The organism is Kordiimonas laminariae (genome assembly GCF_023008165.1).
Taxonomy (GTDB): Bacteria; Pseudomonadota; Alphaproteobacteria; order Sphingomonadales; family Kordiimonadaceae; genus Kordiimonas; species Kordiimonas laminariae.
The window spans coordinates 30967-48020 of record NZ_JAKQZA010000008.1 but is presented as its reverse complement, the minus strand read 5'-3'; the positions used below and the strand labels follow the sequence as shown (position 1 = coordinate 48020).

At 45.3% G+C, this 17054-nt stretch carries 13 protein-coding genes; 5 read left to right on the top strand and 8 right to left on the bottom strand.

Annotated features, from left to right (window positions below):
- Positions 1-20: 20 nt before the first annotated feature.
- Entirely contained in the window at positions 21-833 is an 813-nt protein-coding gene (locus MF542_RS15060; protein WP_247020929.1) for a hypothetical protein, read from the top strand.
- 91 nt (positions 834-924) lie between these two features.
- Here the strand turns inward: MF542_RS15060 and MF542_RS15055 are convergent, their stop codons facing one another.
- Positions 925-1323 (bottom strand): hypothetical protein, encoded by a 399-nt coding sequence (locus MF542_RS15055; protein WP_247020927.1) that lies wholly within the window; start codon positions 1321-1323, stop codon positions 925-927.
- A gap of 268 nt (positions 1324-1591) precedes the next feature.
- Here MF542_RS15055 and MF542_RS15050 point away from each other — a divergent pair, with 268 nt between their 5' ends.
- The 3 genes from MF542_RS15050 to MF542_RS15040 are packed head-to-tail and all read left to right on the top strand — an operon-like array spanning position 1592 to position 4268.
- A complete protein-coding gene (locus MF542_RS15050) occupies positions 1592-2407 on the top strand; it encodes a hypothetical protein (protein ID WP_247020925.1) in 816 nt (271 codons plus the stop codon).
- Positions 2408-2409: 2 nt separating this feature from the next.
- The gene (locus MF542_RS15045) at positions 2410-3351 is read left to right on the top strand and encodes a glycosyltransferase family 2 protein (RefSeq protein ID WP_247020923.1); all 942 of its coding nucleotides are present in this window, start codon (positions 2410-2412) and stop codon (positions 3349-3351) included.
- Positions 3352-3407: 56 nt separating this feature from the next.
- Complete coding sequence (locus MF542_RS15040; RefSeq protein WP_247020921.1) at positions 3408-4268, top strand: LysR family transcriptional regulator; 861 nt, start codon at positions 3408-3410, stop codon at positions 4266-4268.
- 18 nt (positions 4269-4286) lie between these two features.
- Here the strand turns inward: MF542_RS15040 and MF542_RS15035 are convergent, their stop codons facing one another.
- Complete coding sequence (locus MF542_RS15035) at positions 4287-5468, bottom strand: alpha/beta hydrolase-fold protein (protein WP_247020919.1); 1182 nt, start codon at positions 5466-5468, stop codon at positions 4287-4289.
- Between the two features lie 331 nt (positions 5469-5799).
- Between MF542_RS15035 and MF542_RS15030 the strand changes: the two genes are divergently transcribed.
- Positions 5800-8103, top strand: a complete 2304-nt coding sequence (locus MF542_RS15030; protein WP_247020917.1) for a S9 family peptidase — start codon at positions 5800-5802, stop codon at positions 8101-8103.
- A gap of 46 nt (positions 8104-8149) precedes the next feature.
- On the opposite strand, the gene MF542_RS15025 is transcribed toward MF542_RS15030, so the two are convergent.
- From MF542_RS15025 to MF542_RS15000, 6 genes are all read right to left on the bottom strand, one after another.
- Complete coding sequence (locus MF542_RS15025; RefSeq protein WP_247020915.1) at positions 8150-8842, bottom strand: MOSC domain-containing protein; 693 nt, start codon at positions 8840-8842, stop codon at positions 8150-8152.
- An 85-nt stretch (positions 8843-8927) separates the two neighbouring features.
- Entirely contained in the window at positions 8928-9470 is a 543-nt protein-coding gene (locus tag MF542_RS15020) for a MarR family winged helix-turn-helix transcriptional regulator (RefSeq protein ID WP_247020913.1), read from the bottom strand.
- A 2-nt stretch (positions 9471-9472) separates the two neighbouring features.
- Positions 9473-10753: a serine hydrolase domain-containing protein gene (locus MF542_RS15015; RefSeq protein ID WP_247021123.1), complete on the bottom strand. Its 1281-nt coding sequence runs from the start codon at positions 10751-10753 to the stop codon at positions 9473-9475.
- 94 nt (positions 10754-10847) lie between these two features.
- Positions 10848-13610, bottom strand: coding sequence for a DEAD/DEAH box helicase family protein (locus MF542_RS15010; protein WP_247020911.1), 2763 nt, complete (start codon positions 13608-13610; stop codon positions 10848-10850).
- 111 nt (positions 13611-13721) lie between these two features.
- Positions 13722-15161 (bottom strand): serine hydrolase domain-containing protein, encoded by a 1440-nt coding sequence (locus MF542_RS15005; RefSeq protein WP_247020909.1) that lies wholly within the window; start codon positions 15159-15161, stop codon positions 13722-13724.
- Positions 15162-15389: 228 nt separating this feature from the next.
- Complete coding sequence (locus tag MF542_RS15000; protein ID WP_343264937.1) at positions 15390-16982, bottom strand: isocitrate lyase; 1593 nt, start codon at positions 16980-16982, stop codon at positions 15390-15392.
- Between the last annotated feature and the right edge of the window lie 72 nt (positions 16983-17054).

Sequence of the window (17054 nt, the reverse complement as noted above, 5' to 3'; positions counted from 1 at the left end):
ATGCGCAAGAGGGGAACTTTATGTGTGATATATTAGAAGCCATTATTATCGCATCCGATAAGGTGGAATCTGCGCATATTCGTCAGGCTATTAAAGAACGCCTTATCCTTCACAAGCAAAGTTATCGCCAAATAGAACATGGTTATAATACGCTCACGGTTTCCAAACAGGATTTGGATGTCCTTAAAGTGTTCCTCCATGGCTGGAGTGTGCTTTATAATAGTGACCTTGCCTTAGCTGGTATTACGAACCGCCTTACTATGGTGCTTCATGAACAGCCTACCGGTAAAGCAGAAAGCCATATACTGGATGCCATTATCCAACTGAATTCTTCCATGGATGACGCGCGAAACGGTTCCATGACCAATCACCGTCTTTTTAGAACTATGGCAAACACTGTTTGTGCGGGGGAAAGCTGGGCCCAGCCAGATGCTTTGTGTGCTGCTGTGCATGAATTTAAAGCATGGCGTGATGCTATTTGTGTTGTGGCAAAAGATATTGAGCTTGGGTTAATGGCTGAACTTGTTCATATGGTGCATATGCAAGGACTTTTTCAGGCAATTATTGATAAATTGGGGGATTGGCTGCAGGCCCATTACGGGTGGGAAGAAGGGCAAGTTCAAGAAAGCCTGGCTTGGATTAACCACCAACTTACCACCATTATCCCATTGCATTTGGTGAACCTTCAAACAGCCATTAATAGTTATGGAGCGGCTTCTGGCAAAACCTGGAATGTGGATATGTTCCATGAAGTGTTTGATGCATATTCCGGGCATCAGGCTGCCATTGTGAATGCACTGACACAGCGAATGGCAATTAGTGAGGCTGCTTAAGGTGTAAGGGAAGCTATCAAGCAAGCGAGACAGCCTCCCTCAACCCTTTTTCATCAGGGTACTGCGAGGAATATGAAAAAGGGTGATAATTCTAGTGTTTGAAAAGATCTTCAGCACAGCTACTGTTCAGCAAGCGGCTTTCATATTTTTCAATCTCTCTGGCTAGCTGTACAACTTTTCCTTCTTCAAACTTGATATCGAGCTGCGATACGAGGCTATCATTCTGTTCCAGCATGGCTTCCAGCTTAATAAGCATGCTTTTGGCTTCAAGGACATCAGCGGCAAGCGTTGGTTTTGAAAGCTCAAACAGTTCAATCAGCTTTTGGTGTTCAGTAACACTGGTTGAAAGATATAGCTCATTAAGCTTTTTGAAGACTTCGCCAATTTTAGCTACTCGTAGTTCAAATTTCGCTTCAAGGGTGCCGATGCTTTCTTCACGGGCGATGGTATCGCTGGCTGTCGATTGTGTGCTTTCAAACGAATAGTGCATGATCACTTTCCTTATATGATTGAATAAGCAGTTATGACCTTACAGGCGGTTTGAGTTTTGAAAAGCGAATAATATCAAATAATAAAATTCGAAAATTCGATATAAAATATTTGCCACCCAAGAAAGCTGAAAAACCCTCTACCGAGCGCTCCTCAGTCAGGCACCCTAAAGTAATAGTCGTGATCTTAATCACGACTATAGGTGTAATTTTATGTTAGTTATGGGTGTATTAAATGCGTGCGGTAATTTATCAAATTGGGGGGTAAAGATGCATACGTTGATGTCATTTATTGAACCTGTATTGGGGCAGGTTGAAAACAGTTATATTCAGCAAGAGCTGATAAAATCATTTAAAGCACAAGAACCATATTTCCAAACTATTGAACAATCTTTCCATAGTTTTACCGGGCATGTGCAATCTCCAGATTCTTTCAGGAAATTCTTTCACAGTTGGAGCCAGACAAATAATAGCGCAGTCACTGTTTCTGGCCTAAGTAACCGCTTAAGTTTGTTGGTGCATGAAGATAAACCTGTTGCAGATAAAGGCAGGTTGCTGGATGCCATTGCCAGCTTGAACCGCATTACTGATGAAGATCTGGCTGTGAAGGGGCATATCTTGCATTCTGATCTCTTCTACCGGATGGCAACAGAAATTTCAGGTGATGACGCTTGGATGCTGAAAGCATATTTATTGCCTGAGGCCAGAAGCTTTAAGAGCTGGAAAGATAAAAACAGCCTCCGTAAATCTGACCTGATGATAGGGCTGCTTACCACGCTTGCTCATGAAATCTATACCCACGGTGAGGTAGAGTTCATCTTGCCGTTATTCAGGAAATGGCTGAAGCATGATTATGGCTGGGAAGATAAGCGCATTGAGAAAAGTCTTGCCTGGATTCAAGTGCATTGTGGGCCAACGGAAAAGGATCATTTTTTCCATGCGATTAATGCCGTCGAGCATTTTGCAGATGCTATGGATATTGATTTGGCGGCCTATGATCTCAGTGAAATTGTCAGTGATTATGTGGCAAAAAAAGCGGCTGTTATGGCCGCACTTACAGCAAATATCGCGGTGCAGGCAGCATAGCGATGGCAACGGTTTCAGTTATTATTCCCCTGTATAATAAGGTGGATTATATTGATGAAACGCTTGCGTCTCTTGTGGCGCAAGAACGCCATCCTGATGAGGTTATTATCGTTGATGATTGCAGTACAGATGGCAGCCTGGAGACAGCGAAATTATTTATTCTTAAATATTTTAAAACATTGCCTGAAACCCGTGTGCATTTTATCGAGCTTGATGAAAATAAAGGCCCGGGTTTTGCACGCAATGAAGGTTTGAAGTTTGCGTCCGGCGATTATGTTATTTTCCTTGATGCGGATGATGTTTATGAACCGCCACTGCTTGAGAAAGCAGTGAGGGTCGTGGAAATGTACCGCTGGGATATTCTCGCGATTGGTATTGAATTGGTCCCTTCTGGTAAAACATATCCTGAGTTTGAAAGGGTTTCTCCTTATTTTGTCCCTTGCACGGAGGATGTGTTTTTAGGGCTTGACCCACTTCTTATTGCTACAACAGAAGGGTTCAATATGGGGCGCGGCAGTAACGTTCTTGTTGCCCGAGAATATGCAGTTAAGGAGAGCTTTTCAGAAACCGCACGTCTTAATGAAGGAATTGATTATTGGTACCGTGTTTTAAAGCATATTGTGGCGCGTAACGGGAAAATGGGGTTGCTTCTTGGAGGCCATTTGAAATTCCGAGAGGTCGCTGGCAGTCTTTCTCGTTCTTATTATAAAAACCTAACGGATGTAAGCTATCCACCTTCCTTTGAGCGCTATTATGATAGCGAAGATATGTATGATCAATTTCTGTTTGATATGGTTTCAAGAAGATGGACAGCACATACCGTACGTCATTTGAAATCGCCGTTACATAAGGCGTATTTTATGCTGCGCCACTTACCGCTTTACCATCGGCAATACCAAACTGGAAAACTGCGAAAGCGTAGCCACAAACAATATATCATTTGAAAATATGATGTTATTTATCCATTTTATCGACATCTTCGATTTAAGGAGGCCGGTATATGGATATTTCTCAGGCAAAAACGTTCCTCACAGTGGTTGAACTCAGGAACTTTAAAAAGGCTGCTGAAAAACTGTTTGTCACACAGTCTACGGTAAGCGCGAGAATAAAGAGCCTGGAAGAGCAACTGCGGTGTACGCTTTTTATCCGGAATAAAGCGGGTGTAACCTTAACCGCGGCAGCCGAGAAGTTTGAACGGCACGCGCAATCAATTGTACAGCTTTGGGATCACGCAAAAAAAGAAGTTGTTCAAACTGAGGAGCTCACGCCTTCACTCACTATTGGTGCGCGATTTGGTTTGTGGGAACCTCTGTTGATGGATTGGTTGATGGATATCCGTTCCCAGCTTCCAAATACAGTGATTAACGCTCGTATCGGTACTGCTAGTTCACTTATTCAGAAACTTCATAATGGCACTATGGATATTTGCCTCGTTTACACGCCCTATACTAATAAGGGGCTGAGATTAAAAAAACTGTTTGAAGAGAAGTTTGTACTGGTTTCCGGGAATCCTGAGCCACGCTCCATTGATGAAGAGAGCTATATGTATGTGCATTGGGGGAGTGAATTTGCGCGTAAGCATAAACTTCATTTTCCTGATTTTACATATTCCAAAATGTCAGCCAATTTGGGTGTGCTGGCGCAAAACCTTCTCTTGCGAACCGGATTAATGGGGTATCTGCCATACCGTACCATTCAAAATGAAATAGCTACAGGAACGTTGCATATTATGGAAGATGCACCTGTGCTCACACTGCCGGTTTATATGGTTTATTCAGAAACGATTGAGGAGACGGTGTTTGAGCGTGTTTCTGATAGTCTCGAAGTTCACACCAAAGACCTGAACATGCCGTTTGCCTGATGCAAAACAGCAGGCCAACTATCCAGCTGGCTCTTTATCTTTTAGTAAAGCTGATGCTCTTTCCACGCTATCTGAATAGGTGCCGGATAATGGGTCGCCATTCATTTTACTGAGACTTAGCGCTGTTTCAAAATTATTGAGAGCCTTTTTGATTTCGCCAACTTTTTCATATGTCAGGCCCAGGCTATGATAGCCAGTTGCTGATCCGGGATATGTTTTAATAACCCACTCAAACATCTCAGTAGCTTCATCCAGCCTATTTAGATAATAGAGCCATGTGCCGTAACCGATCGCGCGGTCCTCTGGCAACATGATGGAAGTTTCAAGCTGTTTGGACATGGCCTCGTAACGGGTGAGTAAATCTTCCAGTGTTTGAGGTGCATCGGGAATTTCCCATATATTAAAGATATCGGAAAAACCTTTATACTGGCTGATAAGAACTCCACTGTTATGGTTTTCATTCGGAAATCGTCGGTTAAACGATTTAAGCTTTTCAAACTTGCTCTCGGCGAGGAGTTCAGCCAGTTCCCCATAGGGGGTGGTCATCATATCAGGCTCATTTGAAAGTGAGATATAAATCTGTCTGGGAGCCAAATTCGCGAACTGCATCGGAATGGTCTTAATAGTCTTAGCTGCGTGCTTAAGAGTAGCTTTGTTATCCCACCATAAAGATGGACTTACGGCAATATAAGCATTGAAGAGTTCTGGTTTGGTGGCAAAGCTATGAATAGCAAAAAGGCCGCCAAATGATGTCCCGGAAAGCACCTTATAGGGCAGAGTGCGGTATCGCTTGTTAATTTCCACCATCAGTTCCTTTTCCAGAAAGGTAAGGAATAGATCAGCACCCGTTGGTGTTTGGTCAGTTTGTTCAGTTCCCGGAGTTGGCCTCAGGTCTCTATTGCGGTTGGTATTCACAATCCCAACAATAATGGATTTTGGCATTTTATGTTGGTTGTAAAGGAAATCAGCTGAAGCACTTGTATGGTCCATATGTACTTCGGCATCAGTAAGATAGATAACAGGGTAAGATCTTGCTGAGGCGTTATATCCTTTTGGGAGATGCACGAGAATTTCTCTATGTTCGCCTAAAAGCTCGCTTTGAATGATGAAGCGTTCCCTTATTTTCTCGGTGGTTTGGCTTGTTGCCAATGAGGGAGTAATGCCACTGAAAAGCAGCAGTAAAAACAACAAAAATTTCATAAGTTCACGCCCATCAATATATTAAAGTTATGTTATTATGTATCGTTTCTTGAATATGTAAAGTGATAAATAATAACTAATCGGTATGGAAACGGTGCCTCTGGAAGTTTATTGTTTCAGGGGTTGGAATTTTTTTCCTTATCAGGATTCAACATAGCCTGTTACCGGGGCAATACCGGCAAAATGTACACTAAATACATTGGTTTATAATCATTGGTTTTTATTACCTGTTTGACTGGTTTTTCTTGCTTGTGAAACCTCCACCCTTCTCACAGAGTAAGCTCGTGTCTATTGGTCTACGGAGCGGCCACTGAGATACGGGGGAGGAAAAATGAAAACACCACTAATAGCCGCGCTGCTGGCAAGCGCGTTCTTATCTGCATGTCTGGATGAACAGAAAACCAGCACGCCTTTGGAAGTGCCGACAGCGCTAACATCTGCCGATTATGATCGGGCATCTGCACTGTTACCACAGAATTCTCGCAAGCTTGCATACCGCTTAAGCATTCGTCCGAACTGGATCGGGGAAAGTGACCGTTTCTGGTATATCCGCGAACAAGCTAAGGGGTATGACTATATGTTTGTGGACCCCGCAGAAGGGGTTCGTCGCTCGTTATTTGATCATGAACGCTTAAAGCAAGCTTTTGAAGATCGGCATGATATTGAGGTTGATGCGTCTGAGTTTGGGCTGAGCGCTCTTGACGTGCAAGATGATGCACTTGAGTTCAATATGCAGGGCAGCCACTGGCGGCTTACACTTGCTGATTATTCACTTGTTAAATCCGATATTCCTTCTACTGAGCGCGGTACATCGCCTGATGGTAAATGGCAGGCGTTCAGGAAAGAAGAAAACCTGTTTTTGCGGAACCTTGAAACAGGGGATGAAAAGCAAATTACCACAGATGGCATAGAAGGCTTCGGATATGCAGCACCACTGATTAACCCAAGAAACCTCATTAATGGCCGCATCAGTAACCCAGAAGAATTTACAACGGTTTATTGGTCGCCAGACTCGAAGAAAATTGCTTTCTACCGCATTGATAAACGTGAAGCTGGGAAGCTTACTCTTGTGGAATCAAGTCCGAAGAGCGGAAGTACACGGCCAAACCAGTATGATTATGTATATGCTTTGTCTGGCGAAGAAAAAGTTCCGTTTGCAGATGCTTACATCGCTAATATTGAAACAGATACACTGGTGAAAATGGCGCTTGATCCCATCCCGGTACTTTATTACGGCGGTCCTTATTTTAACTGGAATGCTGATAGCGAAACGACAGTTATTCGCCAGCCGGAACGTGGTTATAAAGCTATCCGGTTGATCGCAATTGATGCGGATGATGGCAGCAGCAAAGTGTTGATTGATGATAATCAGGATGACTTTGTTGATTATTATGCCCACCAGTGGAACCCCGTTGAGGAAACAGGGGAGCATTACTGGTCATCCTTCATTGATGGATGGCAGCATCTGGTACGTTATGATCCTGGTACAGACAAAGTAAAACCAATAACCCGTGGCAACTGGCGGTACCGTTATATTGCACGCTTAGGTGAAGAAGATGGTTCCATCTATTTTGTGGCGGGCGGCAAGGAAGCGGGCCGAGATCCCTACTACAGGCATCTGTACCGCACCGACCGTGACGGCAGTGAGCCTGTACTCCTGACCCCAGAAGCACTTGATCACGGGGTGGATATATCCCCGACAGGCACCTATTTTGTGGATAACATGTCAGAGATGAATGTGCCCACACGAACGGTGCTAAGAAGCGGTGTTGATGGTGCAATTTTAATGGAACTGGAAACGGCACAGGCAGATGCTTTGTTTGCAACAGGCTTTCAGATGGCCGAGCCGTTTGAAGCAGTGGCGGCAGACGGTAAGACACCTATTTACGGGGCTATTTACCGCCCAAGTAACTTTGACCCGAACAAAAGCTACCCGGTGATTGATAACATCTACACAGGGCCTCATTATGTGATGACCCGCAAATCCTTCGGCCGCAGTGTGCGCACGGAAGCGATGGCGATTGCGGAGCTTGGTTTTATCGTGGTGCATATTGATGGTAGGGGCACAAACCAGCGTTCAAAGGCTTTCCTTGCAGAAGCTTATAAAAACCTTGGGCAAACCGGCTATAAAGACCATGAAGCGGCTATCCGCCAACTTGCGGAAAAATATCCTTATATGGATGCTGACCATGTAGGTGTTTATGGTTTCTCGGCTGGTGGCTATGATACGGCGCGGGTGATGTTCACAATGCCTGATTTTTATAAAGTGGGGGTGGCAGCATCCGGCAACCATGATCACCGCTCGGATAAAGCGGTGTGGAACGAGCAGTGGATGGGTTTCCCAGCGGGTAGTCACTACGACCGGGATAGCAACCTAACAGTTGCCGGAAACCTGAAGGGGAAACTATTTCTCGCTCATGGCGAGCTGGATGAAAATGTTAACCCAATGGCAACGCTTCAGCTTGTTGATAAACTGATCGCAGCGAACAAGGATTTTGAATTTCTGATCGTGCCGGGGTACGGACACTTTCTGGATGATTCACCTTATTTCCAGCGTCGAAGATTTGATTTCTTTGTGAAGCATCTGATGCAGGCCAAGCCACCTGAAGGGTATGAGATCAAGTTCGAAGATTGATAAACGATACAGAGAAGCCAGCTACCAAGCTGGCTTTTTCTATAATCTAGCCCTTCAAGCGGGCGCTGGTATCTTCCGCCTTGTTTCCTTCAGCGAACTTGGCAAATGCTGTACGCCAACCTTCTGCGAGCTCTGGCATTTTTGCGAGATAGAGCGCATCTTCTTTTGATACCTGTTTGGTAAGCCGCGCACGGGTAACACGCTCAACGGTCCAGCTATCTTGTGGCCGATCAGTAAGATGCATCATATCTCCTTTTTCGGCCATGCCTGGTGTGAGAATCCTGTAGTACCAGCCTGTGAAACCTGTTTTTAGAAATAGGGATGTCATCTGTTTGTTGGTGGTGTAAGCGTTCAGTTTCCAGCAGGGCTGGCGGCCTTGGCTTATCTGCACGACAGCACTCCCTATTTCAAAAATATCGCCAATACATACGTCTTGCTCAGTGAGGCCGAGCGTAGAAATATTTTCACCGAATGCAGCTGGGGTTGCTGCTCTTGGAAGGTGGCCATTATCGCACCAGAAAGGATAATGGTCTGCGGCATAATGATGAATAGCTTTGTCTGCTCCGCCATGTACTGTTAGATCGGCCTGTTCATCAGCGATGAAGCCATTGGTTTCGATGGTCTGAGCGCCATAAGCGACTGTTTTGTGAATGGCTGAAGGAGCTTTGCCGAGCCAAAGCTCCTGTTTGGCGCCAAGGAAGATGTTTTCAATAGTTGTTTTGAGGTTTGGTAAAGCCATGCACAGTGCCTATATGGTTTTTGAATAAATATAGTATTTAGTCGATACCAGTATTGGGCAGTGACAGCTTTTTGTCAAACGTCGGCTAGTCAAAGGGGGGGGCTAGAGTGGTCTGTTCTTCATCAAGTCTATCGGACCAGGCTCTTAGCAAGGTGAGCATACTGGTTTGCTCATCTGTTGTTAGGTGACAAGCGATACGTTCTGCGAGAGTAAAGCGTTCTTCTGCAAGCTGGTTAACTAACTCAAGTCCTTGTGGTGTTAACTTTATAACCCGGCTTCGTTTATCTTCGGTAGCAATGTGTCGTTCGATCAAACCCTTCTTAATCAATCTGTTAGAACAGGCGGTCAAACCACCTGTAGTGATATACATATCTTTAAGAAGGTCATTGGGGGTTAGCTGATAAGGCTTACCATTTCTACGGAGGCAGGCAAGCAGATCGAAATCTGTTTGCCTCAGACCGTGTGGTTGCAGTGTTTCTTTGCCGAGCTTATCAATTTTGTACGCGGTGCCCAGAAGGCGGCCCACCAGTTCTACAGTGGGCAATAGGTGCGCCAGGTCTACTCGCTCCTTTGCCCACTGATTTACAATTCGATCAACGCTTTCAGAACGACTGCTGACTTCATTCATATTCAGTTACCATGGTTATCAATTCTTTTCAGATCAAAGCTCATACCACCCATGCCGGTAATAGCAACCTTGCCAGTTTCTAAATTGATCATAATGCTATCGTTTGATGTTGGATCTGTGAAGAAAATACCATTTTCTTCCATAAATAATGGTTCGGGATTTGTGCGTTTGTTTTGATTTAGTTCCCAGATCTTCAGATCGCCATTTTCATAGGTAATTTCAAAAAACTGCCCATTAATTACCAGTTGATAAACCCCTGACAACATTTTTGCTGTTTTCATATTCATTTTGATGGCGGTTCGGTTAATGAGGGTGGGTAAAGGCACTTCACCTCCTTCAAGAAGAGTGCGACTATCACGGATAACCTGCGTGATTGGCATATTGCCATAGTTCGAAAGGATGATTAGCGCTGTCTCAGTGGCGTCGTTATAGTACAGATAAGACCGAAAACCAGAGATTGCTCCAGCGTGCTCAACTTCATCTTCGAATATATCAATGTGGCTGGCAATTTTAGCAAACTTATATAGATCCTGAGGGTTGGAAAATACATTTCCAAAAGGAAATTGCCCGTAAAGATTGGTGTCTGAGGGAATAATATCACCATTCTCTTTTCGAACTCCCGCTGCAAGGTGTGTATTCTGTTTCGAATCTAGGAATTCGCTAGTGGATGTCATGGTTAGGGGTCTGAATACCTTGTTTTGAAGAAGCTCCCTTGGGCCTATGCCATAATATTCTGCTAAAACAAGCATAAGGGCCTTAAAACCAAAATTGGAATAATGTTCGTTTGTGCCAGGTTCGAATAACAGTGTTTGCCTTTTGATGAGATCTTTGGTTTCAGCCGGGGTATATACGGCTTGAGCAAAATCATGTTGTTCTCCTCTTGGAAGACCACTTGTATGTTCAAGAAGCATTCTTAAAGTCCATGCAGGGTGCACAAAATCGCTCTCCATATATACTGAAATAGGGATGTCCATCTTCTCGGAGAGGTTTTTATCTCGCATAATAATGTAACGTGGGAACAGTTTTGCAACAGATGCAATATGGAAATGGGATGTGGGGTTTATCCGGGCCCATAAAGGTAGCTGCTTGCTATTGAAAGCTTTTATATATGGAGGGTGTTCAGGGCTGAATACGGCAACAGTACCGTTAAATTGCCCATTGGTTGTTAGCTGATTGAAATAATCATCAATAGAGGTGGTTTTTGGGGCTTCAGTTAAAGCAGGTGCTGTCGATGCTATCCCAAATAGTACCACCAATATGCTTGTATATATTAGTTTTTTCATTATTTTCACCATTTATCTTACCGTTAAGATAAATGTATGTGTCAAAGTATTTTGTCAAGCCCTGTGTGATTTAGGCAGAGCGCTTTTATCTATTTTATTCCCAGATGCTGCTGATATCCGTTTTCTTCTGGAAGTAGGCGGCGGTGGATTTAAACCGTGCTTTTAGAAGTAACTGTCGTCCTTTGGGGGTGCGTGTATAAACCAGTTCGGATTTCCCCACATATCTGTTCCAGCACTTCTCGTAGAAAGCCGCTGTTTTCTTGTGTTTGGCGAATGCATGGGGCACCGGATGGTAATCAACGCGGAGCATGCTGCCTAAGAGTGAGTTCCTGACAAGGATATAGCGGTCGTTATCAACAGGGCCAAGCGCTTGTGCCATTGCGGTATTGAACTGGTGGCGTTCAGGGTTACTGGCCCCGAGAATATGGCAGCGCACTGTGCCGTCTGTTTGTTTGGTGGTACGTAGTTCAATATTCTTTGGGGCGGTACGGATGATGTCTGCCTGATACAGAGTATCAAGCACTGCGTGGCCAACCTGCTTCATACTTCCTTCCAGGCTGCCATTCCGTAGGAAAACATATAGTGCAGTGATAAGCTTCGGTGCAGCGACGAGCATGCCCACACCAATAGCCCCCATAAGTGAGTATTTGAGGTTCTGCGTAATATCCTGCAACACGGATGCGCCCCAGAAAACACCGCCCATAGCACCTTGGAAAGCAAGTCCTTTAAGAGTGTCCATAAAGGCCAGACTTTTAGGAGCATAGTTCGCGGATGTAGCCTCTCGCATTTCTGGCCGTGGGTTTTTGCCTTGGAGTGATTGATCCCATTTCATCTTTAGGGCACCTCTGTCAGAAGCTTCCTCCAGCATGCGTTCATTCAGTTGCTGCAGCCCGTTTGTAGTCCATTTGGCATCCTTCAGGTTCAGGCGCCGAATACCATTTTGGATAAGAGGTATATCCCCAAGAGAAATGCCTTCAAACGCTCTGAAGCGGCGTTTTAAAATTTGCATATCTGGCCCAAGTTTTACATTCAGGTCTTCGAACGGCGAAACAGTTTTGATTGGTGGTCTGTACCCCTTCAGGGCGTTGGTGAATTCCTTCTTAAGGAGCTCCATCAGTGTTTCTCGTTCAATTGCGGCGAGATGCCAAATATTTGATGCTTTTTCCGGGGAAGAACGATCTATCCTGATTGCTCTGCCACGCATCTGGTTAGAGAGCATGAAGGACCCGATATTGGATGCAAGTATTAGCGTGTTCACGCTGGGGGCGTCCCAACCTTCTCCAAGCAGGGCTTGTGTTCCGACAAGGCAAGTCACGCCGCCCAAGCGGAATAGTGCGGTGACAAAAGCAACTTGCTGTGTGCTAAATCGGCCCTCTAGTGAAACCTCCAGATAATCTGGTGTGTGATGCAGAGGCTTTACCTTTAGCGCCGCTTCAGGGATTTCCAATTGTTGAAGAATTTGGGGCATGAGTGAGGAAGCGCTCTTTGGTGCAACTATCAGTGAACCCGTAAGAATACCTAGTTTAACATCGCTGGTAAGATGTTGCCGCAGGTGTTCAAAAATTGGCACCACGCCCAATTTACTCATGGGGCGTTTATCATCTGGGCCTGAAGGTAATTCTTTCAAACGAATGTAATTCGTAAGAACGACCATCCGAAGATCATCGCCCATATTTTTAGCTTCGGCCTCTGCAATGGCGACAATACTGGCGAGTTTGCTAACGCTGTTGGCCAACAGTTTGCTGGTTTCTTTGGTATCCGTAATGGTTACGCGGCGGCGCTCAATACAGCCTATTTTTTGAAAGCGCTTTTGCCACCGGGCGAGCGTTTCCTCATGGTCAGGAAAAAAATCCCGCTGGGTAAAGAAAATACCTGTAAGGAAAATTTCCAACCACTCTGGCGTTAAGGTTGGTATCTTTTCTTTTTCTGCGCCCAGTAATTTTAAAGCGCTCCTTGATGGTGGATAACCAATTGTATTGAAATAAATGATCAGTGCGGAAAACATCTTAGGATCAGCGAGGATGGCTTCGAAATCCTCTTCCGCAACTTTCAGCCAGGGATGGCTGGAGATGGCTTTCTCAAAACCCTCACATGTAAGGAGTTCTTTGGTAGCTAGCGCAACCTCGGTCTTGAAATTTTCAAGTTGATCTGCTTCCAGCCCTCTGGGTTCAGAAAAATAAACATAATCCTGATGGGGGCAAAGATCGCCGCGCTTTACGAGTTCAGGCACGGAAATTTCTGTGTCGACCGAACCACATAGCTCCTCGTATCGCTGCCATTCGCTATATTCTACATCATAGGGAGGTGTAGCAGTGAGCGAGAGCATTGTGGGTTTGCCCAACCCTTTTTTCACCTTGGTTAAAACGGCCCACCATTCTTTGCGAAGATGGTGTGCTTCATCCAGCACAATGGTGTGTGTGCCAACCTTTTTCAGGGTTTTGATAACATCAATTTTTTCCGGTTTCGATTGGCCGTTTGTTTCTTCTTCCTCTGCATAGTCTTCTTCATCCTGAGCTATCTTTCCCGTCATTGCAGCATGAAGAGCTTGGTAGGTGATAAAGATAAGTGGCTTGGGTTGCCTGAGTTCGCAGCTGATTATCTGATCAACATCATAGGTCTCTGGTGCGAAAGCTTCTTTCAGGCGGCTCACCCATTGGTCTCGTATGGTAAGGGACGGCGCTAAAATAAGGCTTGGTTTCTGAAGTCTGATAAGAACCTCTAACCCTAGCGTGGTTTTGCCTGAACCAGGTGCTGCTACAACATGAAGATGTTGATCATCCAGATGGCTATCAAGTTCATCCAGTACACGTGCTTGATATGCACGCCATTTGCCGCGAAACCCTAATTCTTCAAACAATGAAATCCCCCTCAAGTATCAACGTTTAGTGAATACCAGAGGCGATTATCAGGTCAAGGCGAAAGACCACCTTCCCAGGCAGGAAAGGTGGTTCTTGATGTTCTGCGGGTTCTATGAGGCTGAAAGCCGCTCAATGCCTTCTTTGGCGGAGGTGAAGCTTTCATCCAGTTCGAGCGCTTTCCTGTAGTTGGCAATAGCTGCGTCTTTGTTGCCGAGGCGCTCGTAGATCAATCCCAGGCTATCAAAGGCATTGGCCACAGTAGGGAACAGTTTCACGTTTTTCTTAAGAACCGCCAATGACATGTCCTGTTCACCTTCGTCCCAAAGTATAAAGCCCAAATGGTTCAACCAGCGATCTGAATAATCCTTATAGCCAGCTTCCTTGATGGCGGTTTCAAACTTCTCGCTGAAGGCTTCAATACCGTTTTTCTCTATGTAAAGATACGCAAAGAAACCAAGTGGTAATAGAGCTGGTTCTGGCGTTTTACCTTGGTGAAGGTCGGCAATGCGCTGTGAAATCCGTTCTGCAACTAGTTGATCTGTGTTTGCTAAAACAATGATGAACAGCTTGTCTTTGAATAGCACTTCAACGGCAGCACTAACGCCCGGGCCTCCGCCATAGGAGCTCCAAATATTGTCTGGGTTTGCTTTGATTTCTTCCCATTTTCTATCGCGTTTTTGGTAGTGGTTGCCGAGCACTGCCTTCATTTCATCATTCAGGATTGTGTTCTCATAGAACAGGTGAGAATAGAAGCGCGCCAGATCAGAAGGCGTGGAATACATGCCGCCGTCCGGTGTTACATTTTCCAGCATGGTGGTGCGATCAACTTTCTTGCCAGTCATAGTAGTGCTGTAGCTGAGCGCTTTGCCAGTTACATCTTCTGTGAGCGCGTATTCGGTATCGTTTGCACCAATTTTCGAAAGGATTTCTTGCTTGAGTACGCTTGCGAAATCCTGACCGGAGATTTTCTCAATAATCGCGCCCAAAACGATATAATTATAGTTGGAATACTCTCGCTTTGTGCCCGGCTCTGAAAGCAGTGGCTTATCCATTAAAAGCGGTAGTTTATCCTGAATGTTTTTGAGGGATTTATAGGTGCGGTAATATTCATCATTGAAGATATCCGCGAAGCCAGAGCGGTGAGAAAGAAGCTGTCTTACCGTGATTTTGTTCGCAACCTCAGCAGGGAACCCGAGATCAAATTTTGCCAGTGTATCTTCCAGAGTTAACTTGCCGTCTTGCACCATGCGAAGAAGGATAGCAGCAGTAATATGCTTGTTGATTGAGCCAATACGGATTTTCGTATTGCTTTGGTTTGCTATGTTATTTTCAATATCAGCGAGGCCGTAGCTCTTATCAAAGATAATCTGATCATCTTTATAAATGGCAACAGTGCCCGTAAACCAGCCACTTTCCGTGTAGCCCTGAATGATAGCTTCTGCGCCTTCGATGAAAGCAGTGTTTTTGTCTGTAGTATCTTGAGAATGGGCCTGAGCACTGAAACCAGCAATAAGCATCAGGCTGCAAGCAATGTGCTTGAAGCGTTTCATAGTTCAATTTTCCTCGCATCGCATATGTTTATTAGTAAGCAGTTGTGCTGCTTTGTGTTGAACGTAGGTGCTTGAGTTTGTTTTTACAAATCGTTTCGAGCAAGGAGCATGCGCTTTCACAAGTTGTGTGATGTTTTTGCGCCGCTTATTTTACTATGGTTTAGATCTCATAAAAAACCGCTTCCCCCAAGTTAGGGAAAGCGGCAGTTTTGGGTATTGCAGGGCTTATTAACCGAACTGGTTCATGGTGTTGTCTTCACCAGCTGCCTTCAGAGCAGCTTCACCAGCGAAATATTCTTTATGGTCATCACCAATATCAGAACCAGCCATGTTCTGGTGTTTTACACAAGCGATGCCTTGGCGGATTTCTTCGCGTTGAACTTGTTTCACGTACCCAAGCATTGCTTCATCGCCGAAGTAGCGCTTCGCAAGATTATCTGTAGACAGCGCAGCTGTGTGGTATGTTGGCAGAGTGATCAGGTGGTGGAAGATACCAGCCCGCTTTGAGCCGTCCCGCTGGAAGGTGCGGATCTTCTCGTCAGCCGCTGCTGCCAGTTCTGTATCATCATAATCCACGCTCATCAGATTCGCACGGTCATAGGCAGATATATCCTTGCCTTCTTCTGTCCATGCATCAAACACCTGCTGGCGGAAATTCAGGGTCCAGTTAAAGGACGGTGAATTGTTATAAACCAGCTTTGCGTTTGGAATTACATCACGGATACGGTCAACCATGCCTGCGATTTGCTCAACATGCGGTTTCTCGGTTTCAATCCACAGAAGGTCAGCGCCATTTTGAAGCGATGTGATGCAGTCAAGAACACAGCGGTCTTCGCCTGTGCCCGGCTTGAACTGGAACAGGTTAGACGGCAGACGCTTGGGGCGCATCAATTTACCGTCGCGGTTAATTACAACATCGTTTGAATTCAGGTCGCTTGCAGTTACCTCTTCGCAATCAAGGAAGCTGTTGTACTGGTCACCCAGGTCACCCGGTTCTTTTGAAACCGCAATCTGTTTTGTAAGGCCAGCACCGAGGCTGTCTGTACGGGTTACAACGATACCGTCATCCACACCCATTTCAAGGAAGGCATAGCGGCAAGCCCGCACTTTAGCGAGAAAATCTTCGTGAGGAACAGTTACCTTACCATCCTGGTGACCACACTGTTTTTCGTCAGACACCTGGTTTTCAATTTGAAGCGCGCAAGCGCCTGCCTCAATCATTTTCTTTGCAAGAAGATATGTTGCTTCCGCGTTACCAAAGCCCGCGTCAATATCAGCGATAATTGGCACAACATGGGTTTGGAAATTATCAATCTTGCCCTGAATTTCCTGCTCAAGCGCTGCATTACCAGCACCGCGTGCTGCATCCAGATCACGGAACAGGCCGCCAAGCTCGCGGGCATCAGCTTGCTTGAGGAATGTGTACAGTTCTTCAATCAGCGCAGGTACAGATGTTTTTTCGTGCATGCTTTGGTCCGGCAGTGGGCCAAACTCGGAACGTAGAGCAGCAACCATCCAGCCAGATAAATATAGATAGCGGCCCTTTGTACTGCCGAAATGCTTCTTAATTGAGATCATCTTCTGCTGACCGATAAAGCCGTGCCAGCAACCAAGGGACTGTGTGTAGCTCGCTGGATCAGCATCGTAAGCAGCCATATCGCGGCGCATGATGCCTGCGGTGTAACGGGCAATATCAAGGCCTGTATGGAAACGATTCTGGGCGCGCATGCGGACTACGGCCTCGGCATCAATACCATCCCAAGTACCTTCATAACTTTTGATAAGGTCTTGAACGTTTTTGATGTCACTTTGGTAATTCATAGTATTGTTACCGTCTGAAATTCCAGAATTATTGTCGTAAGGCATTGTTTCTCTCCGTTACACAAATCTACA

Excerpts from the sequence above, each read along its gene's own strand:
- MF542_RS15060 (WP_247020929.1), top strand. The coding sequence starts at position 21 with ATGTGTGATATATTAGAAGCCATTATTATCGCATCCGATAAGGTGGAA.
- MF542_RS15055 (WP_247020927.1), bottom strand. The coding sequence starts at position 1,323 with ATGCACTATTCGTTTGAAAGCACACAATCGACAGCCAGCGATACCATC.
- MF542_RS15050 (WP_247020925.1), top strand. The coding sequence starts at position 1,592 with ATGCATACGTTGATGTCATTTATTGAACCTGTATTGGGGCAGGTTGAA.
- MF542_RS15045 (WP_247020923.1), top strand. The coding sequence starts at position 2,410 with ATGGCAACGGTTTCAGTTATTATTCCCCTGTATAATAAGGTGGATTAT.
- MF542_RS15040 (WP_247020921.1), top strand. The coding sequence starts at position 3,408 with ATGGATATTTCTCAGGCAAAAACGTTCCTCACAGTGGTTGAACTCAGG.
- MF542_RS15035 (WP_247020919.1), bottom strand. The coding sequence starts at position 5,468 with ATGAAATTTTTGTTGTTTTTACTGCTGCTTTTCAGTGGCATTACTCCC.
- MF542_RS15030 (WP_247020917.1), top strand. The coding sequence starts at position 5,800 with ATGAAAACACCACTAATAGCCGCGCTGCTGGCAAGCGCGTTCTTATCT.
- MF542_RS15025 (WP_247020915.1), bottom strand. The coding sequence starts at position 8,842 with ATGGCTTTACCAAACCTCAAAACAACTATTGAAAACATCTTCCTTGGC.
- MF542_RS15020 (WP_247020913.1), bottom strand. The coding sequence starts at position 9,470 with ATGAATGAAGTCAGCAGTCGTTCTGAAAGCGTTGATCGAATTGTAAAT.
- MF542_RS15015 (WP_247021123.1), bottom strand. The coding sequence starts at position 10,753 with ATGAAAAAACTAATATATACAAGCATATTGGTGGTACTATTTGGGATA.
- MF542_RS15005 (WP_247020909.1), bottom strand. The coding sequence starts at position 15,161 with ATGAAACGCTTCAAGCACATTGCTTGCAGCCTGATGCTTATTGCTGGT.
- MF542_RS15000 (WP_343264937.1), bottom strand. The coding sequence starts at position 16,982 with ATGAATTACCAAAGTGACATCAAAAACGTTCAAGACCTTATCAAAAGT.